The organism is Bradyrhizobium sp. CCBAU 51627 (assembly GCF_028128765.1).
GTDB lineage: Bacteria > Pseudomonadota > Alphaproteobacteria > Rhizobiales > Xanthobacteraceae > Bradyrhizobium.
On the sequence record NZ_LBJG01000027.1, the window covers coordinates 50,992 to 68,027 of the forward strand.

20 protein-coding genes, 1 tRNA gene and 1 pseudogene are annotated in these 17,036 nt (G+C 61.4%); 11 read left to right on the plus strand and 11 right to left on the minus strand.

Going from position 1 to position 17,036, the window contains the following annotated elements; translation table 11 throughout:
- Positions 1 to 705, minus strand: coding sequence for an SDR family oxidoreductase (locus tag XH88_RS23635; RefSeq protein ID WP_271670691.1), 705 nt, complete (start codon positions 703 to 705; stop codon positions 1 to 3).
- A gap of 137 nt (positions 706 to 842) precedes the next feature.
- Here XH88_RS23635 and XH88_RS23640 point away from each other — a divergent pair, with 137 nt between their 5' ends.
- Positions 843 to 1,679, plus strand: coding sequence for a GNAT family N-acetyltransferase (locus XH88_RS23640; RefSeq protein ID WP_271670692.1), 837 nt, complete (start codon positions 843 to 845; stop codon positions 1,677 to 1,679).
- A 79-nt stretch (positions 1,680 to 1,758) separates the two neighbouring features.
- On the plus strand, positions 1,759 to 2,151 hold the full coding sequence (locus tag XH88_RS23645; protein ID WP_271670693.1) for a hypothetical protein: 393 nt from the start codon (positions 1,759 to 1,761) through the stop codon (positions 2,149 to 2,151).
- Between the two features lie 25 nt (positions 2,152 to 2,176).
- On the opposite strand, the gene XH88_RS23650 is transcribed toward XH88_RS23645, so the two are convergent.
- Positions 2,177 to 2,638, minus strand: coding sequence for a hypothetical protein (locus XH88_RS23650; protein WP_271670694.1), 462 nt, complete (start codon positions 2,636 to 2,638; stop codon positions 2,177 to 2,179).
- A gap of 243 nt (positions 2,639 to 2,881) precedes the next feature.
- On the opposite strand from XH88_RS23650, the pseudogene XH88_RS23655 reads away from it, so the two are divergent.
- Both XH88_RS23655 and XH88_RS23660 read left to right on the plus strand, forming a co-directional pair.
- A pseudogene (locus XH88_RS23655) lies at positions 2,882 to 3,359 on the plus strand (SOS response-associated peptidase family protein); the annotation flags it as partial.
- 146 nt (positions 3,360 to 3,505) lie between these two features.
- A complete protein-coding gene (locus XH88_RS23660) occupies positions 3,506 to 3,727 on the plus strand; it encodes a hypothetical protein (RefSeq protein ID WP_271670695.1) in 222 nt (73 codons plus the stop codon).
- 92 nt (positions 3,728 to 3,819) lie between these two features.
- On the opposite strand, the gene XH88_RS23665 is transcribed toward XH88_RS23660, so the two are convergent.
- Together XH88_RS23665 and XH88_RS23670 are read right to left on the minus strand one after the other, a co-directional pair.
- Positions 3,820 to 4,032, minus strand: coding sequence for a hypothetical protein (locus tag XH88_RS23665; protein WP_271670696.1), 213 nt, complete (start codon positions 4,030 to 4,032; stop codon positions 3,820 to 3,822).
- 1,229 nt (positions 4,033 to 5,261) lie between these two features.
- Entirely contained in the window at positions 5,262 to 5,480 is a 219-nt protein-coding gene (locus XH88_RS23670) for a hypothetical protein (protein ID WP_271670697.1), read from the minus strand.
- 333 nt (positions 5,481 to 5,813) lie between these two features.
- Here XH88_RS23670 and XH88_RS23675 point away from each other — a divergent pair, with 333 nt between their 5' ends.
- Positions 5,814 to 5,990 carry a hypothetical protein gene (locus XH88_RS23675; RefSeq protein ID WP_271670698.1) on the plus strand — a complete coding sequence of 59 codons (177 nt, stop codon included), beginning with the start codon at positions 5,814 to 5,816 and terminating at the stop codon, positions 5,988 to 5,990.
- A 572-nt stretch (positions 5,991 to 6,562) separates the two neighbouring features.
- Entirely contained in the window at positions 6,563 to 8,431 is a 1,869-nt protein-coding gene (locus XH88_RS23680; RefSeq protein ID WP_271670699.1) for an alkaline phosphatase family protein, read from the plus strand.
- A gap of 39 nt (positions 8,432 to 8,470) precedes the next feature.
- On the opposite strand, the gene XH88_RS23685 is transcribed toward XH88_RS23680, so the two are convergent.
- The gene (locus XH88_RS23685; protein ID WP_271670700.1) at positions 8,471 to 9,043 is read right to left on the minus strand and encodes a hypothetical protein; all 573 of its coding nucleotides are present in this window, start codon (positions 9,041 to 9,043) and stop codon (positions 8,471 to 8,473) included.
- Positions 9,044 to 9,436: 393 nt separating this feature from the next.
- On the opposite strand from XH88_RS23685, the gene XH88_RS23690 reads away from it, so the two are divergent.
- Complete coding sequence (locus XH88_RS23690) at positions 9,437 to 10,096, plus strand: peroxiredoxin (RefSeq protein WP_271670701.1); 660 nt, start codon at positions 9,437 to 9,439, stop codon at positions 10,094 to 10,096.
- A 180-nt stretch (positions 10,097 to 10,276) separates the two neighbouring features.
- On the opposite strand, the gene XH88_RS23695 is transcribed toward XH88_RS23690, so the two are convergent.
- The 3 genes from XH88_RS23695 to XH88_RS23705 all read right to left on the minus strand — a co-directional run bounded on the left by XH88_RS23695 (position 10,277) and on the right by XH88_RS23705 (position 12,520).
- A complete protein-coding gene (locus XH88_RS23695; RefSeq protein ID WP_271670702.1) occupies positions 10,277 to 11,020 on the minus strand; it encodes a hypothetical protein in 744 nt (247 codons plus the stop codon).
- An 88-nt stretch (positions 11,021 to 11,108) separates the two neighbouring features.
- Complete coding sequence (locus XH88_RS23700) at positions 11,109 to 11,987, minus strand: DMT family transporter (protein WP_271670703.1); 879 nt, start codon at positions 11,985 to 11,987, stop codon at positions 11,109 to 11,111.
- Between the two features lie 89 nt (positions 11,988 to 12,076).
- Positions 12,077 to 12,520, minus strand: a complete 444-nt coding sequence (locus XH88_RS23705) for a hypothetical protein (RefSeq protein ID WP_092294986.1) — start codon at positions 12,518 to 12,520, stop codon at positions 12,077 to 12,079.
- Positions 12,521 to 12,826: 306 nt separating this feature from the next.
- Here XH88_RS23705 and XH88_RS23710 point away from each other — a divergent pair, with 306 nt between their 5' ends.
- A complete protein-coding gene (locus tag XH88_RS23710; RefSeq protein WP_271670704.1) occupies positions 12,827 to 13,090 on the plus strand; it encodes a hypothetical protein in 264 nt (87 codons plus the stop codon).
- 36 nt (positions 13,091 to 13,126) lie between these two features.
- On the opposite strand, the gene XH88_RS23715 is transcribed toward XH88_RS23710, so the two are convergent.
- A complete protein-coding gene (locus XH88_RS23715; RefSeq protein ID WP_271670705.1) occupies positions 13,127 to 13,588 on the minus strand; it encodes a host attachment protein in 462 nt (153 codons plus the stop codon).
- A gap of 318 nt (positions 13,589 to 13,906) precedes the next feature.
- Here XH88_RS23715 and XH88_RS23720 point away from each other — a divergent pair, with 318 nt between their 5' ends.
- The 3 genes from XH88_RS23720 (at position 13,907) to XH88_RS23730 (ending at position 16,157) form a co-directional block, all read left to right on the plus strand.
- Entirely contained in the window at positions 13,907 to 14,194 is a 288-nt protein-coding gene (locus XH88_RS23720; protein WP_271670706.1) for a hypothetical protein, read from the plus strand.
- 442 nt (positions 14,195 to 14,636) lie between these two features.
- Positions 14,637 to 15,614, plus strand: a complete 978-nt coding sequence (locus XH88_RS23725) for an AraC family transcriptional regulator (RefSeq protein WP_271670707.1) — start codon at positions 14,637 to 14,639, stop codon at positions 15,612 to 15,614.
- Between the two features lie 258 nt (positions 15,615 to 15,872).
- On the plus strand, positions 15,873 to 16,157 hold the full coding sequence (locus XH88_RS23730) for a GYD domain-containing protein (protein ID WP_271670708.1): 285 nt from the start codon (positions 15,873 to 15,875) through the stop codon (positions 16,155 to 16,157).
- An 80-nt stretch (positions 16,158 to 16,237) separates the two neighbouring features.
- Here the strand turns inward: XH88_RS23730 and XH88_RS23735 are convergent.
- Together XH88_RS23735 and XH88_RS23740 are read right to left on the minus strand one after the other, a co-directional pair.
- Positions 16,238 to 16,314: transfer RNA gene (locus XH88_RS23735), tRNA-Arg, on the minus strand.
- A 146-nt stretch (positions 16,315 to 16,460) separates the two neighbouring features.
- The gene (locus XH88_RS23740) at positions 16,461 to 16,919 is read right to left on the minus strand and encodes a hypothetical protein (RefSeq protein ID WP_271670709.1); all 459 of its coding nucleotides are present in this window, start codon (positions 16,917 to 16,919) and stop codon (positions 16,461 to 16,463) included.
- Positions 16,920 to 17,036 lie beyond the last annotated feature (117 nt).

Sequence of the window (17,036 nt, forward strand, 5' to 3'; positions counted from 1 at the left end):
TCAGACCGAGCGCGTCAGCCCGCCATCAACGCGGATGTTCTGGCCCGTGATGTAGGCGGCGCCGTCGGATGCGAGGAACGAGACCGTCGCCGCAATCTCCTCGACCTTGCCATAGCGTTTCAGCGGCACGCTGTCGCGGCGCGCGTCCGTCTGCGGCAGGCTGTCGATCCAGCCCGGCAGCACGTTGTTCATGCGGATGTTGTCGGTTGCATGGGTGTCGGTGAAGATCTTCGTGAAGGCGGCGAGCCCTGCACGGAACACCGCGGAGGTCGGAAACATCGCGCTCGGCTCGAACGCCCAGGCGGTCGAAATGTTGATGATGGTGCCCCCCTTCTGCGCGACCATCACCGGCGTCACCAGCCGGGTTGGACGAATCACGTTGAGCAAATACGTATCGAGGCCGATGTGCCATTGCTCGTCGGTGATCTCGGTGATCGCCGCGCGCGGACCGTGGCCGGCGCTGTTGACGAGCACGTCGATCCGTCCCCATTTCGCAAGCGCGCCGTCGACCAGACGCTTCAGATCGTCGCTGGACCTGTTCGAACCCGTCACGCCGAAGCCGCCGAGCTCGGTCGCGAGCGCCTCGCCTTTGCCGGAAGACGACAGGATCGCGACGTGAAAGCCATCGGCTGCAAGCCGCCGCGCAGCCCCCGCCCCCATGCCGCTGCCGCCCGCGGTGACGAGCGCGACCTTCTCTGCTGCCATGACCTGTAATCCCCGTGATAGCGTTGCGGCGAGCCCAAGCCCCAGTCTGCCAAGGTTCAGTCCGCCAAGGTTCAGTCTGTCATCAGGCCTTCTACAGCCAGACCTGCCTGCAGGTCCATCACCACGAGGCACCACGAATGAACGGTTTGCAGATTCGCAATTTGCGGCCCGACGAGATCTCCATCGCGATCGACTGGGCGGCGGCCGAGGGCTGGAATCCCGGCCTTGCCGATGCCGCCTGCTTCGCGATCCCCGACCCGCAAGGCTTCTTCGTCGGCGAGCTCGACGGCGAGCCGGTCGCGACCGTCTCCTGTGTCAATTACAACGACCGCTTCGCCTTTCTTGGCTTCTACATCGTGCGCGCAGGCTTTCGCGGCAGGGGCCACGGCCTGCGCATCTGGAACGCCGCGATCGCGCATGCAGGCGCGCGCGTGATCGGGCTCGATGGCGTGGTGGCGCAGCAAGACAATTACAAGAAGTCCGGCTTCCAGCTCGCTTACGCCAATATCCGCTACAGCGGCATTGTCGAAGCGCCATCGAAGCCGCCCGCTGAAATTGTTGCGCTCGACACGATCCCATGGCCGCTTGTCCAAGCTGACGATGACACCGTGTTCCCGGCGCCACGCACGGCTTTCTTGCGCGCCTGGATCAACACACACGTTGGCCGCGCACTGCTCCGTGATGGCAAGCTCGCGGCGTGGGGCGTGATCCGCCCCTGCAGGACAGGCCGCAAGATCGGCCCGCTGGTAGCTGATGACCGCGCCGCGGCGGAGGCCGTTTTGAAGGCTTTGCTGGCGAGCCCCGGCAGCAATGAGATTGTGCTCGACATCCCCGCGATGAACCGCGATGCTATAGCGGTTGCGGAATCTCTTGGCCTGAAGCCGACATTCGAAACGGCGCGAATGTACACTGGACCGATCCCGACACTGCGGCTTGACCGCGTGTTCGGCGTAACCAGCTTTGAATTGGGCTAGGACCAATTTTAAATTAGGCCCGTGCCATCCTGGAATTTGTAATCTGGTTCACGTCGCCGCTTTGGCGCGGCGTGTATGGGTGTTGCATCCGCCGATTTTGCCGGACGGCTCGAATGACATTCTTTTTGACCATCGATATTTCATCCGAGAGGACTTCATGACCCAAGTCAGAACCAAGGCCCGCTCTTCCCAGCACACGGCCGATGACACGCAGCGCCTCGGCATCGCGGCTGCGTTGGTGCTCGCCGTTGTGGCAGCCATCGGGGTTCACGCACTCGTCTCTGCGCCGGCAATCCGGGAAGCCGCGCAGGCCGAGCTTGCGCGCGTCATTGCCGATGAGGATCGGGATGTCTGCGGTCAGTTCGGGCTGCGCCCGGGAACGAACGCGTTTGTGGCTTGCAGCCGCGAGCTCGCCAATGTCAGGCAAAAGCAGTCCGAGCGCGACCAGGCAGCCGCGGCAGGCATTTTGTAGCGAGCCGTGAAATGCGGCGCGCTGCTCAGTAGCAGCGCATGATGTTGACGGTGTGCTCGCCACCACCACGGCCGGGAACCGTCACGTGCTCCGTCGGGCAGCTCGATACATAAGGCCGGTCGGACGGCACGACGTTCGGCGGAAAGCGATGCGCCCAGTCCCAGGGAACGTCGTAGGTATAAGTATAGCGAACGTCGCTGGTGACGGGCTGTCCGGCATCAACAAAAGGCTCGTTGTAGGCCGCCCCATCGTAGAAGAATCCGCCGCCACCGGGCCAATAGACCCAGGGATTGTTGAAGCGATTGCTGCGGGCACGGAATCGCGCGCCCGGCGCCATCGCAGGACGCGCGACAGGCGGCGGTGCGGCTGGGGTCACCACGCCTTGCGGTGCGGCGCCGCCCGGTCGTGCAAAACTGTCGCTGGAGCTAAGGAGCAGCGCGGCTGCGCTGAGCGAGGCGAGCAACGCCCCATATGATCTGGATATCATGATACGCACCAACTCGTTTGGCTTCGCGGATAGCGGCTCCCCACTGCACGCTAGGCCGGGCTGTCACCCACCCGCAAACGTATAATTAATTATTGGTTAAGGCGCGAACTTAACGAGGCGCCGGATGCGGTCGAACGCCCGGAGTTCCCCCCGGAATTCAGCCACTTGGTGCCCCGGGAACGCCGTTTCATAACCTGCTGATCGGAATTGATTGCACCGCACCCAATAGGTCCGGAACACTCCCCCATTGCGACGAGCGGGCCGCCTGTCACCAACCCACGCAATACGTCCTAGCCGCACTGGCGCGGCTGGCTGAAGCTCGAGAACCGCTGTCTCGTGCCGTTCAACAGCTTTGCCGAATACGCGCCGCAGCCGAACCCCGAGACGAAGAAGAAGAGTGTCGTCTGGTTCGCGCTCAATGACAATCGGCCGCTGACGGCATGCGTGGCATCTGGACCGAAGTCAAACGCGACCGCGGCACCAAGTCGAAACTGATCCCAGGACCGCATCTTGTGTATGGTGTCCTGACGACCACGCCGAATGCAGTGGTTGAGCCGATCCATCCCAAGGCGATGCCGGTGATCCGACGACCGATGAAGAGCGCGATATGTGGATGCGTGCGCCGTGGGATGACGCGAAGGCGTTGCAGCGGCCTTTACCGGATGATGGGATCAAGATCGTGATGCATGGAGCGGAGAAGGAGGATCGCACGGCGGCATGAATTCAATACGAGGTGCTGGCGGCGGACCTTTGACGACCCGATATCGCTGTCGGTGGCCGAAAGGCTAACCATGCTGCGACGGAATGCTTTCGCTCGGTCGAAAACCGTTCCAATGTGCTTGCGCCGGATATCAGAGGGCTGAACTAATGCCGATTTATCGGTTGCTTCAAAATCTGCCGATGGGACCGGAGGAAGTTAACCGTGTGACGACCGCTTACGAGCAAGCGCTGCGTGCCGTCGGCATCAAAGACCGCAACGACCCCATGGCCGAGATGATTGCGAGGAAGATCGTCGAGATCGCGCAAACCGGCGTGCGAGACCCAGCGGAGATTTCCTCGCAGGCGCTTCGTGAGCTTGGGATGTCGTGAGCCGGGAACAACCACTTGAGCATTGCATGGCCGCGGAATGAAGCGAACGCGTTGCGGCGGCCATTGCCGACGAATAGCCGGGTCTGTTTGGTTTAGCTCGTGGCTGCCCCATCCAACCGCGCCAGCCCAGCCTCGATCACGATGATCTCTTCCTCAATCTGCTGGATGGTACCCGTACAGTCGATCCCGGTGCACGCATTGAGATCTGCGAGAAGCTTCCGGCGGTGCATGCGAAGCTCGTCGAGCGCCTTCCGGTCCTTGAGGGAAACATAGCCCTCCACGATCAGCTCAAGAGCCCCTGACATCTCTCATCCCCTGGGCCTTTCGAAATGCGCAAACAGAGTTACGGTACGCAATCACGCGTCCCGAGTTCGCCGAGAACAAAGTTTCTCCGCAAATTGTGCGCAGCAGCTGTCAAATGGCTGCCTACGATCAGACCGAGCCGCCTTAAGGTCAGGAGAGCAATTGGGTCACACAGCTCGATAGAAAGTCCGGCTCCCAAGATCGCAATGGCACGTTGCTCGTCTGCGTCAAGATCAGCCCATGAGATGTCATCCATCGCGCGCGCCTCAAAGTCGTCCGGAGCGGTATCTCAAAACCCAAACGCGTGCCTGATTTGCCGTAGCATAGCCATGGCCGCGTCAGTGTGCCGACCGTCAGTTAGGTATTGATCCAGCTGCGCTGTACTAATCAGCGCCACAACTGCCACCGTGAAGCCCTTGAACATTGGGCCTCTCCTGAAGAGACCGCCAACTGGGCGTGTTTAAAACCGCTCTCAAAATGCCTTGCCGCGATTGGCGGCCAATGTGCAGATGGTGGCAGTGATTAGTAACCGATTGCTTAACTTGTGGCCTCAGGCCCCCATGGCCTTTCACCTGAGGTTGCGCATCGATACGTCCTAAGTTTAACGGGCGCATGTCGCAACTGGACAGCGGCCAGCCCCGCCCACGCCTCACTAGGGCGCATGCCACCCGTAAATTTCCCAAGTGCGGCCAACAAGGTGCATTGGTTAATTGGTGCAGGTTGAGGGGCTGCACGTGAAGATTCCAAAGCCGAAGCAATGGGCCGAGCAGGAGGTCCGACGATTGATCACACTGGCCCGACAGGGAGTCGGCGCGTCAAAGATAGCCGCCGAACTCGGCCGCCACGCCGGATCGGTGAGGCGCATGGCGCGAACGCTGGGACTGCTTTTGAAAAAATAGTCCCGGAGCGATCTTGAGCGCAGCGCGGCTGACCTACAGCCCAAAGCCTGGCCCCGGTCGCAAGCTGGCCAGCAATTCGCGCAGAGCTAGAACTTAGATGGTTTGCAACAATATCATTCCGACGACGGTCACAAAGAAACCGATTGCCGTCACTGCGGCGAAGCACCGCTCTACGCTATCCATGAACGCAACCCCTACCAAGAAAATGTAGTTCAGCTTTACTCGCTCGTACCCCGCGAGGAAGTTTGAGACCTCCTTCCCCCAGAACAGAACGCTCTGCAAACAGTGAGAGCTAGCTGTAGCCGTCGAGGGGACTTTGGTACCGAAAGCGGTCATGCCGCCATAGTGTGGGCCGACGGCGTGGTGTTCGCATCATCTCCGATTGCTGGGAGCGAGAAGCCAGATGTGCACGAGCGACCGAGCAGCGCATCGTTGGCCAGGTGCTCCCAATACTCAGCTTCGGCAAGCAGTTTCCAACTTTTTTCAGGATGATGCGCGGCAGTCTGACGGCACAGCGAGGCCATCGCGCGCAGGCGACTCACACTATCCATCTACTCCTCCCATTTATTTTTGTTTTTTGCACCCTATTTTCTATTTTTGCGTCGGAGTCATTATAGTTATAGCTCAGAACCAATTTTACTTTCCGAAGCGCGATCGGCTTTCGTTGCGGCTTCAAATCGCGCGTCAATCACACTGGACGCAATCCAGTACGTTCTTTCGCGCTCGATAGTCGAAGCCCGCGGCCAAAGCGGTCGTGGAGCATGCCCCCTATTTGCACTGCAAGGGTCCGCCAAGGCCGTAATTCTACGGAGATTGCGCACCCCCAGTGTTTGGCGTCTACTTCCGATTGTTTTTTTGACGATTAGCTTTTTGAGCGAGAGGTCATGAGCGTTAAAGCCATGATGGTAACGATCCTTCAAAACGAATTGGCCTCACGCGGCGTGCATTCACTGATGCCGTCCGACTACGAAGCGATCATAGAGCAGTTGGTCGAACAGCTTAAAGAGCTAGAGCTTAGCTTGGCTTCTCGCGAATTGGCTGACAGGCAAAAACCGAAGTAACTTGATAGCGAAGGTCGGCGCTCGATTGATTGGCTAAAGAGCCGTCTGCTCGGCGGACCATCTTCCTTTTATCGGAACCGCATCGATCCACCAGAAGCCACGAACCCAGAATTCTCTTTCATTTCGAGGGCAAGGCGACGGGCAAGGCTCGGGCGAGACGCGCCGCGAGGATGCGAAGGTGTGTCTGCAATGGAAATGCGAATGAACCGAAGTCGCTGCCGCATGCTCCGAGGAGCTCTCGCGACGGAGCAATCCAGGCTGTCTCTGCGGAGAAATGCCCGAACACAGCGCAGCGTCTCTCCGACGGTGCGCTGCAGAGCCGGGCCCATCCATCAGCATACGGCGCGGCTGCTGGGCCCCGACTCGCGCAGCAGCGTAAGCACGCTGCAGGCACGTCCGGGCCAGGCGAGCGTCCCCTCCTCATCCCTGCCGAAACGGCCGACACCGGATGGCGCGCTCATCACTTCTGCATGCCGATCCCCTCTTGTAACAAAACCGTCATGCAGCAAAACTAAACGATTGCCGGGGGCCGCGGTTCGGCGGCCAGGCCGCCTCACCGCTAGGAGATTTTGATGCGACGTTCACTGGTGTTGCTGTCAGCCGGGCTGACCATGCTGTCCACCGGGCTTTTCAGCGAACTCGCCTCCGCTGAGAACAACACGCCCCGCAATCTGATCCTGTTCATTCCCGACGGGCTGCGCGCGATGAAGATCACGCCGGAAACTGCGCCGGCCATGGCCGAGGTCCGCGACAAGGGTGTCAACTTCAAGAACTCGCATTCGCTGTTCCCGACCTTCACCATGGCCAACGGCTCGGCGATGTCGACCGGTCACTACCTCGGCGACACCGGCGTGTTCTCCAACACGATCTGGACCAACTATACATCGGTGCCTGCCGGCAACACCGTGGTCCCTTTCATCGAGAATGACGCCGTGCTCGGTGACATCGACGAGCATTTCAAGGGCGACTATCTCAACGAAGAGACCGTTTTGAAGATGGCCCGCGACAAGGGCCTGAGCACGGCGACGATCGGCAAGGTCGGCCCGGCCTACCAATTCGACCACACGGATCATCCGGACAAGCCCGGCCAGCACTCGATCGTGATCGACGATTCCACCGGCGGCAAGAACGGCGTGGCGCTCTCGGACGAGATGAAGGACGCGCTGAGCAAGGCCGGCCTCCCTCTCGCCACGCCGTCGCGCGGCGACAACGCCAAGGCGGGCGACGCCAAGACGCCCGGCACCACGGTCGCCAACGTAGCGCAGCAGGCCTATTTCGCCGACGTCGCCACCAAGGTCGTGCTGCCGATGTTCAAGGCGCGCAACAAGCCGTTCGTGCTGGTGTTCTGGTCGCGCGATCCCGATGGCACCCAGCATAACCAGGGCGACAGCCTCAACCAGATCCTGCCGGGCATCAATGGTCCGAGCACGATGGCGAGCATCAAGAACGTCGACAACAACCTCGCCCAGATCCGCAAGGCGCTGGACGAACTCGGCCTCGCCGCGAGCACCAACATCATGATCCAGGCCGATCACGGCTTCTCCACTATCTCCAAGGAGAGCAAGACCAGTCCCTCGGCCAAGGTCAGCTATGACGACACGCCGAAGGACTTCCTGCCGATGGGCTTCGTCGCCCTCGATCTGGCCAAGGCGCTCGACCTGCCGCTGTTCGATCCCAACGACAAGAACGCAAAGGTCGGAGGTAACAAGCATCCGAAGGCCGGCAACGGCGTGCTCGGCAAGAATCCGGAGAAGCCCGACCTCGTCGTCGCCACCAACGGTGGCTCGGACCTGATCTACCTGCCGAACAAGGACAAGAAGCTGGCGGCCAGGACCATCAACGCACTGCTGGCGCAAGACTACGTCTCCGGCCTGTTCGTGGACGACTCCCTCGGCCGCATCCCCGGCACGCTGCCGCTGTCGAGCATCAATCTGCGCGGCATGGCGGCGACGCCGACCCCGGCGATCGTCGTCAACTTCCGCTCCTACGCCAGCGACTGCGGCGAGGCGCCGACCAACTGCTCGGTGCAGGTGGCCGATACCGTGCTGCGCCAGGGCCAGGGCATGCATGGCAGCTTCAGCCGCGGCGACACCTACAACTTCATGGCCGCGATCGGACCGGACTTCAAAGCCGGCTATGTCGACGAACTGCCGGTGAGCAATGCCGACGTCGGCATGACCGCGGCCCGGCTGCTCGGCCTGCACGGCGCGCACAATGGCGGCCTGGTCGGCCGGGTGATGTCGGAGGCCCTGCCCAACGGCATCGTGCCGAAGGCGTTCAAGGCGGTGGAGAAGTCGAAGAAGAAGTCCGAAAACGGGCTCGAGACCGTGCTCAACGTCCAGCGCGTCGGCAGTCAGCGCTATTTTGATGCCGCCGGTTTCCCCGGCCGCACGCTGGGCCTCGAGCCGGAGGCCGGCAAACAAAAAACGGCGGGGAAATAACCCGCCGCTTCGTTCGCGTCCTCGAAGAGGCGCGATGAATCACATGCCGATGTCGAACACGTTCGGCAATTGGCCCGCCAGAGGCAGCGCGGTGGCGCCCAGGAAGGTCGCCACCATCGCCATCAGGCGACGGTTGTTGTGGCGCTTGCCGCGCATCTGGCCGGCGATCCACTCCAGCATCTCGCTGTTGACCTTGGATGCATAAGACGACGCCCAGCTCTCGATGTCGGTGTCCTGCGCCAGCGCGACGCTGCGCGGCGGCACCTTCAAACCCGAGGCGCTCGCGGCGTAATGGGCGACGGCTTTGGTCATTAAATCATCGAACCGGCCGCCATCGGCGCGCTCGGTCGCAGCTTCGTTGATCTCGAACAGCGCCTCGGCCTCGGCGCGGCTGACCGGCAGGTCGTTGACGGCCGTGGCGGTCAGGATGCGGGCGCACCAGGCGGCGTCGTCGGCATCGATGGAACGGGAAAAGTGCACCCGGCCCTTGGTGGTCGGGCCTTCGCCCGTGATCACGCCGTCGCGCACGATGGAAAGCGCATGGGCCGCGGTATCGCGGCAAGACGGTTCGAGGGACGACGACTCAACGGACTTCGGCAGTGCGGCAGACATAGTTCACTTCCAGACTTCTTCTGATCGCCAGCATTTTCACGCGGGCGTAAAGGGGTGGTTAACGATTGGATATGGAGGTCGCGACTTTTCTCAATGGTTGCCGATTAGTCGCTGTGAGGACCATTTCGGTTCCGTAAGAGCGTCGGGCGCGCGTGATGCGGGTCATAAAAGGCATTATCGGGGCAATCGGGGCCGTGAAGCCCCCGGGGGAGATGTTTCGCCGCCGGCGCGGCCGTAACAAAAACGTGCTCGGAAATCAGCCCTTCAGGGGAGGAATTCACATTTTACTTCAAGCGGTTCAGATGCCGTTCACTTGACGCCGCCCAGGCCCTATACTGCACGCGACGGCCAGACAGAAATTCCAAAGTAAATTCAATGCGATGAGGTCAAACCATGACACTTCCGATCGGCGCCACCGCCCCCGACTTCGAAGCCGAGACAACCGAGGGGAAAATCAAGTTCCACGACTGGATCGGCAACAACTGGGCACTGCTGTTTTCGCACCCGAAGGACTTCACGCCGGTTTGTACGACCGAGCTCGGTGCTCTCGCCAAGCTGAAGCCGGAGTTCGACAAGCGCGGCGTCAAGCTGATGGGTCTCTCGGTCGATCCCGTCGACCGCCATGCCAAATGGTCAGAAGACATCAAGGAGACGCAAGGCGCGGCCCCGAACTATCCGATGATCGGCGACACCGATTACAACGTCTCGAAGCTGTACGGCATGCTGCCGGCCGCGGTCTCGGGTGATCCCCTCGTCCGCACGGCCGCCGACAACCAGACCGTCCGCAACGTCTTCATCATCGGGCCGGACAAGAAGATCAAGCTGGTGTTGGTCTATCCGATGACCACGGGGCGGAACTTCCAGGAAATCCTGCGCGTCATCGACTCGCTCCAGCTCACCGCCAAGCATCGCGTCGCGACGCCTTCGGACTGGAAGCAAGGTGAGGACGTCATCATCGCGGGCTCGGTCTCCAACGACGAGGCCAAGACGATCTATCCGCAGGGCTGGAAGGAGCCGAAGCCCTATATCCGGATCGTGCCGCAGCCGAAATAACCAACAGCCATCCCCGGATGGCGCGAGGGACCAGAGCCCCAGATGCGCAATTGCGCATCTGGGGCTCTCGAGATTCTCTGGTGCGCCATCGCGCACCGGAGTTTGGTCCTGCGGACCGCCCCTGAAAAAACGCTGATCGCAGATCGAGAGCAAATCTCCGGGTCACCCCGGAGATTTGGCCTACCCCTTCCGCTTCGACGAGCGCCGGCCCGGGTGGTGCTTTCCCTTCGGGTCGCGAAATTCGCTGCGATGGCCGCGCCGGTCTTCCTCATTGAAGCGTCGCCGCTTCGCAGGCGAGCCGAACGCCTTGATTACCTTCCGACCGTTGACCTTCTTGATGACGTAGCCGCCCTCGGTCATCGAGAACGGCGCCTTCAGCGTTCCCTTGTGGTCGAATTTGGTGCCGCGCGGATGCTGGAAGGGCTCGAACCAGGATGGATAGACGAAATTCGACATCGGAAAACCGCTGACGACGAAGGGGTCCTCCTCTACGGCGTCGCAGACCTCATAGGCATATTGAGTGTTGCGGTTCTTGTCGGCCCAGAGATTGGCCATGGGGTCGAGCACCATCTCGAACAGCTCGTGCGAGGCCGCCACGCTGATCGGCTCATCGCCGAGCGCCTTGACGAAGATCTTCGAGATCGGCTGTCCCCGGTGTGTCAGTTCGTGACGCCCGAGCATGTTCTTGTGAGAGGCGTCGTCGAAATAGACGAGCTGCCAATCGGTCCGCTTCGGCTTGCGGGTGACATAGAGAGCGACAGGATAGCCCCACACCGGCAGGAAATGCTCATCGTAGCACTTTTGCAGCGCCGCGGTGAGCTGGTTCATCTCGCGGTCGTTGATCGATGCCTTGGCGTAATTGATGCAGGCAATCCGGACCGGCTTCATGGACCTGCCGAGCAGTGCGCGTCTCGCCTTCTTCATGGAAATCACCGGGTAAAAGGACCACTGAAATGCGGCCAGCCTAACACGATGCACCCTGCACGTCAGGGATGTATTCCGGCAAGCCCGCCTACGCGCCGAAGCGGCGATTGACCACGAATACCGCGGCCGCACACATCGCCATGCCGGCGATCGCGACGGCATCGAGCTTTTCCCCGAACAGCAGATAGGCCATCAGCGCCGTCACCGCAGGCACCAGATAGAACAGGCTCGCAACCGACGTCGCCGCAGCGTGGCGGATCAGCCAGTACAGCAGCCCGATCGACCCGATCGAGAGCGCGACCGCAAGCCACGCCAGCGCAAGCACGAACTCCCGCGTCCAGTGCACGACGCGGTCCTCGAACAGGAAGGCGCCGATGGTGAAGAAGATCGTGACGGCGACATATTGCACGAGATTGCCGGCGCGCCAGTCGATGTGGTTGCAGAAGCGCCGCTGATAGAGCGTGCCGAGGGTGATGCTGATCAGCGAGACCATCGAGGCGAGCCAGCCGAGCCCGGCCTCTCCCGTCATGGGACGATTGTGCAGGATCAGCGCCACGCCGCCGAGCCCGAGCAACAGGCCGCCCCATTGCACCGGCGTCACTTTCTCGCCGAGCCAACGGTTGGCAATGGTCGACGTCAGGATCGGCTGGAGGCCCGGAATGAGCGCGGAGAGTCCTGCCGGGATTGAGTGCGCGATGGCGATCGCAGTGCCGCCGAGATAGAAGCCGTGGACGAGAATGCCGGCAACCGCACTATGCGCGATGCCGGCGCGATCGGGCCATTTCGGGCGGGCAACGCCTGCGATGATCGCCATCAGGCCGACCACCAGCGCCATGCGGATGGCGAGATAAGTCAAGGGATCGGAATTGTTGATGACGTATTTGGTGCCGATGAAGCCGGTGCTCCAGAGCAGGACGAACAGCACCGGCGCCGCCTTCGCGGCCAGATGATCTTGATTATGATTCATTGCCGCCCTCATTGCCCGAGCGGGCGCGGTGCGGCAATGCGAATTTCCGATGCTGCGCTGCGGCGGACGTTGCGGCTCAGATCAGCCGATCACCATTCTTCAGGACAGGGATTGATGATCTTCCAGAGCTCGACCCCGTTCTTGATCTTCTTCATGTCGGTGGTGAGCCCGCCATTGCGGCGGATCCAGTCCTTCACCGTATCAGGGTAGTAGGACATCAGGTCGGACGTCCCTTCGGCACTGGTGACCTTGATTCCGAAGGTGAAGGCCTTGTCGTAATAGGCCTGATGGAAGCCAAGGCTCGCGCGCGGGGTCACGCAGATCTTGTTCATCGGCACGATGCCGAGCACCAGCGTACAGGCCGAGTTGCAGATCCCGTCGATGATCACGCGCTCGCCGGTGTCCCGGACGCGCTTGTACTTGGCCTTATACTCCTCGACATAGCCGCCATGATCGCGGGTGATGTGCAGCTCCGCCCGCGCTGGCGCGGCGGCGACGAAGAGCAACAGCAGGCTGAGGAGCGTGATGCGCATGACGGCGTGACGGAGAAAACCTTGCGGAAACGATCCGGCCTCGAAGACACCCAACGAACCCCAAGGTGACCGGCGGGAGGAATCTTTGACCGGATTCTCTTTGGCCATACTTGTGTGGGGAATTCGTTAAGCATCCCGAAAAGGCCAAAAATGGGCGGGCTTCGACCGCCCTTCCGGCAATTCTGTCACACCTCCCCGGGAATCTGCGGGATTAGTCCCGATTTCGAGGCTCCGCACGGGTGCCCCGGCGGCCCGAAATGGCTATAGATGGCAGACCTAATGGCGCGGGTTTTCCGGAGAATCGAGATGAGCAAGTTGACGCTTGTAGCCGCGGTTGCTGCCCTGTCGGCGGCAATCCTAGCCCCTGGCCTGGCGGAGGCGCGGGTGCATCACCGGTATCACCGCCACTACGCCAATCCGCTACCGTACCCGATCAGCTATCTGCACAATTACGGTCCTGGGGTGACCCCCGGCACCTTCGCCTTTTACGACGGCCCCTCCACCAACCACTGCTATCAGAGCGCGGCGGCCTATGTCGGCCAGGACCACCGGCGGCACCCCTGCTACTGAGGGGCGCCGCGGCGTCCTTTTTGCGGGCGGGAGCACCTATCCGACGGCCCCCGACAACAGCACCTGCTTCTCGATCTCGTAGACCGGCAGCTTGACCAGATCTTTGCCGATCTCGGCTCGGAGCGCCCTGCGCACCGAGTCCGAATAGTCGGTACGAATCATGCCCAGCGCGCGCGGAGAGGCCACCACGGTCAGGGCCGACGTCTCCCCGGCACTGAGTGCGGTATCGAGTCGTTCGGCGAGACTGCGCAGGAATGTGCGTTCGGCCTCATCGTGCCAGTCGGTTTGCTCCGCCGAGCTGCGGGCGCCCCCAACCGCCGCATGCAGCCTGCCGGGCGCATCGGTTCCTTGCGCTGAGGTCGACGGATTGGTGTGCTCGCGAACCTCCCTGGTGTGAAGGTTCGGAAACATCTCGTCGCCGAGATTTTCCAGGATGAGCGCCTTGCGTCCGTCGCATACGACGAGCCAGTCGCCTTTATCGATCCTCATCTTGTTCATTGCACAGCTCCCAAACAACCGGCCGTCTTGCTTCCCACCGGCGCGGGCGGCCGGTCCGAATGCGCTTCGAATCCCTCGAAGACGGCCCACGCGGCAAGACTAAGGAGGAAGGCGAACGTGCGAATTGCGCAGGATCAAGCATGGGGGCGACGCCGCGCCCATGGGCGATCGGCGCCGCCAACATGCATAGGCTGCGATGCTTGATCGGGGTTATGGCGGACTGGCTGAAGATCGTTCATCAGCATTACATTTCTGTCCCGCCACAATTTGATCAGAACAACTTCGATATTCTGTATTGCGTAAGCGGAGGAAGATATCATGAAGCTTAAGGTCGGCTTTGTCGCCGCGTCTTTGTTCGGTGCTCTTGTGGCGTCGTCGACGGCGGCCTCGGCCATGCCCGTCGCGCCCGCCCCTGCAGCACCGCAAGTCTCCAACGTCGAGCAGGTGCGCATGGCTTGCAATGTCTGGGGACGTTGCTGGTGGCGACCGAACTATTATTATGGTTATGGTTATGGTTATGGTTATGGCTATGGGCCCGGCTATTACGGACCGCGGCCTTATTATGGCCCACGCTATTATGGCTATTACGGCTACCGCCGCTGGTAGAATTTGAAGGGGCCCTCGGGCCCCTTCGCTCTTGCGAGATCGTGCAGGCATCGTAGCCAACGGACCTGGAGCAATTCCAAAACTGATCTAGGTCAAAGATGAAATATCATCGCGCGGTCATTCTGCACAAATGGCCGATTTGATTGTTTTCCGGTGCCCCCAGACGGGCCTGAATGTGCAAACACATCTTGAGAAGCGGCAGGGGCAGGAAGGGCCGAGCTTTGAGTCCTTCACCTGCCCTGCCTGTATGAGGCTCCATTTCATTGACCTCAGGACCGGCCAGCCGATGAGCCGCGACCGTTGATAGTGCCATCGCTTCGACAGCTTCGATGTCCGCAATCCTACTGTCCAGAATCCGGGTTTACTGAATCGTCGTGTTTGGTCATTGATGGCCACGTATCGACGTTCATTTCATTGTCACATTGCAACATTGGCCAGACGCATGTTTTTCGACGCTCTTGCCCCTTCGTCCGCCCTCCAGCTGACCAGGTTTACCGATGTCGACGCGTTTCGACCGGCCGAGGCATTGGAAGATTCCCGGAGCATTCCTCTCGACGTCGCCAATTTCGCCGCAGCGCGAGCGATCGTGAACCTGCCGGCGTGCCGGATCATCGTCGCGAGGTCGTTTGCGCGCATCCTGGAGACCACCTATCGCGCACCAAGCGGCATGGTGATCCTGCCGATGAGCGACAATCTGCGCGCCAGCTCGAGCGGAATGGATATCGACTCGCGCTTCTTCATCGCCCTGCGCGGCAACCACCATTGCCATTTCGTCGAGCCCCAGATCAATCATCATGCCTTGATCATGTTCTCGCCGACACTCAGGGATCGCGGCTGGTTCGATCGCGCCGACTCGCTGTGGGTCCGCATCGCGGACCCCGCCGCTCACCTCTATGCGCGCCAGCTTGTGGAAGACATTCTCAGGACCGCATCGGTCGAACCGCGCATGTTCGAGACCAGGGAGGTCGCAGCGCATCTCCAGGAGGGCCTGCTGCTCGCCCTCGACGATCTGTTTCAGATCGACCCGTTGTCCGAGCGCAGCGCACCGAGCGCTGGCGTGCGATCCGCAAGACTCGTGCAGCAGGTCGATGACTATGTCACGGCCTACCCGGCCGCACCGATCTATACCGCCGATCTCGCCGGTGAATTCGGCGTCTCGGTCCGTACGCTCAGCGGCGCGGTGAGCAAGGTGCGCGGCATGAGCCTGCATCAATATATCCGCCTGAAGCGGCTGTGGGCCACCCGCACGCAACTCCTCAGGAACGGTGGCGCCTCGGTTGCCACCTGCGCGCGCGCCCATGGCTTTCATCATCTCGGCGAGTTTTCCGCGGCTTACCGCGCAACCTTCCACGAAGCGCCTTCGGAAACGCTGGCGCGCGCCCGGCAAACTGGTCCTTCGGCTCCGACGGCTTTGGGCTGACAAATGGCGCGCCACGGCCGATGAAGATGGGCACTACGTGTTCGCTGTTGCGCTATGATGTTGTGGCCAGGGACACGGTCCGGTCGCCCATGGCAGGACTAGCCTTCGATTTTGCATCACGGGTCATCGGGCAATCTCCTCTCAGGCCCGGCTCCCATGCCGCCTTCGCCGCGGAACGGCATGTACGCGGGGCGCGGGAAGGCGTATAGTTGTCAGGTTCCTTCGCGCGCGATGATCAACATGACGTGGAGGTGGCCAATGAAATATGTACTGCTTGGCAATCTGAGCCCGGAGTGGGCGAACAAGCAATCGGAGCGGATCGGCAAGGCCAAGGCAAGGCTCGACAATCTGGGTATCAAGATCGAGTCGATCTACTACACGCAGGGCTACTACGATTTCGTCGACGTCATTGATGCCCCGAATCCGGAAGCGGTGCTGGCGTTCTCCGTCTGGTACTCGACCCAAGGTCTAGGGCGGATCCAAAGTATGCCGGCCTTCGACGCAAAGAGCTTCGAAACCGCGATCAAGAACGCAGCGAGCTAAGCGCTGCTGGCTCACGGAGTGCAGAACCTGAGAAGGCGGCGGGGCGCCTACAGGGCACTCTATCGCGCTCTGGCGTTAAATGGCGCGCTCGGAGAGATTCGAACTCCCGACCCTCGGAATCGAAATCCGATGCTCTATCCAGCTGAGCTACGAGCGCCCTGGCCCTGGGTGGTGGGCCTTAGCCGAAGCGTCACGGTCATACGCCGGCAGGCCAGCACATCGACGTTCGGATTGGTTCGGATTAGCAGAGCGATCAGACAATAAAAAGCCCTCTTTGCCACAATTGAGCGGGCAAGGGCGCAGTTACCAAGTTGTGTCGAAAAGACCGAAATGCGGCTGCTGTGCCACCAGCATCATCGGCTGACCGCGCTGCGGCGCCGGATGCGCCCGAGCAACCCGGCGTCGGGGCTGAGCGGGGGCCTGGGCCCGCGGTTTCGCATCGGCCTTCGGCGTGAGCTGGGCGAACGTCTCGCGCACCCGTGCCTTCGCAGACATGTCCGCCAGCACATCCGCCGGCGCGGGCGGCTTTGCCGGTGCGACAGCGGCCGTCGTGACAACGGGTGCGGCAATGGTCGGCTGGTTGGTGTCGAGCACCACACGATCAGGCAGATGCCGGTCCGATCGGATCCGGATCAGCGGCTGGTCATACCCTGCCCCCGCAACAGTCTGCGGAGCCGGCGACGCAGGCCAGATGAAATCAGCTGCGAACAACAAGGCGAGCAGCGCTCCACCGACGAACATGAAATACCGAAAGATGGGCATGCCGCGCTCCGCCCCCCGCATCCCCGCGTGGGCCTTTCGCCTTAACCGGCGATCCTCTAATTGGTTCCTGTGTCCAGCCAATGGTTCAAATGGCAACGCCAAGATTTTCACCAAGGG

What these genes read in the sequence shown, in the direction of transcription:
- XH88_RS23700 (WP_271670703.1), bottom strand. Translation starts at nt 11,987, where the DNA reads ATGAATCATAATCAAGATCATCTGGCCGCGAAGGCGGCGCCGGTGCTG.
- XH88_RS23650 (WP_271670694.1), bottom strand. Translation starts at nt 2,638, where the DNA reads ATGATATCCAGATCATATGGGGCGTTGCTCGCCTCGCTCAGCGCAGCC.
- XH88_RS23725 (WP_271670707.1), top strand. Translation starts at nt 14,637, where the DNA reads ATGTTTTTCGACGCTCTTGCCCCTTCGTCCGCCCTCCAGCTGACCAGG.
- XH88_RS23705 (WP_092294986.1), bottom strand. Translation starts at nt 12,520, where the DNA reads ATGCGCATCACGCTCCTCAGCCTGCTGTTGCTCTTCGTCGCCGCCGCG.
- XH88_RS23730 (WP_271670708.1), top strand. Translation starts at nt 15,873, where the DNA reads ATGAAATATGTACTGCTTGGCAATCTGAGCCCGGAGTGGGCGAACAAG.
- XH88_RS23740 (WP_271670709.1), bottom strand. Translation starts at nt 16,919, where the DNA reads ATGCCCATCTTTCGGTATTTCATGTTCGTCGGTGGAGCGCTGCTCGCC.
- XH88_RS23640 (WP_271670692.1), top strand. Translation starts at nt 843, where the DNA reads ATGAACGGTTTGCAGATTCGCAATTTGCGGCCCGACGAGATCTCCATC.
- XH88_RS23715 (WP_271670705.1), bottom strand. Translation starts at nt 13,588, where the DNA reads ATGAACAAGATGAGGATCGATAAAGGCGACTGGCTCGTCGTATGCGAC.
- XH88_RS23665 (WP_271670696.1), bottom strand. Translation starts at nt 4,032, where the DNA reads ATGTCAGGGGCTCTTGAGCTGATCGTGGAGGGCTATGTTTCCCTCAAG.
- XH88_RS23685 (WP_271670700.1), bottom strand. Translation starts at nt 9,043, where the DNA reads ATGTCTGCCGCACTGCCGAAGTCCGTTGAGTCGTCGTCCCTCGAACCG.
- XH88_RS23690 (WP_271670701.1), top strand. Translation starts at nt 9,437, where the DNA reads ATGACACTTCCGATCGGCGCCACCGCCCCCGACTTCGAAGCCGAGACA.
- XH88_RS23670 (WP_271670697.1), bottom strand. Translation starts at nt 5,480, where the DNA reads ATGGATAGTGTGAGTCGCCTGCGCGCGATGGCCTCGCTGTGCCGTCAG.
- XH88_RS23660 (WP_271670695.1), top strand. Translation starts at nt 3,506, where the DNA reads ATGCCGATTTATCGGTTGCTTCAAAATCTGCCGATGGGACCGGAGGAA.
- XH88_RS23695 (WP_271670702.1), bottom strand. Translation starts at nt 11,020, where the DNA reads ATGAAGAAGGCGAGACGCGCACTGCTCGGCAGGTCCATGAAGCCGGTC.
- XH88_RS23680 (WP_271670699.1), top strand. Translation starts at nt 6,563, where the DNA reads ATGCGACGTTCACTGGTGTTGCTGTCAGCCGGGCTGACCATGCTGTCC.
- XH88_RS23675 (WP_271670698.1), top strand. Translation starts at nt 5,814, where the DNA reads ATGAGCGTTAAAGCCATGATGGTAACGATCCTTCAAAACGAATTGGCC.
- XH88_RS23635 (WP_271670691.1), bottom strand. Translation starts at nt 705, where the DNA reads ATGGCAGCAGAGAAGGTCGCGCTCGTCACCGCGGGCGGCAGCGGCATG.
- XH88_RS23720 (WP_271670706.1), top strand. Translation starts at nt 13,907, where the DNA reads ATGAAGCTTAAGGTCGGCTTTGTCGCCGCGTCTTTGTTCGGTGCTCTT.
- XH88_RS23710 (WP_271670704.1), top strand. Translation starts at nt 12,827, where the DNA reads ATGAGCAAGTTGACGCTTGTAGCCGCGGTTGCTGCCCTGTCGGCGGCA.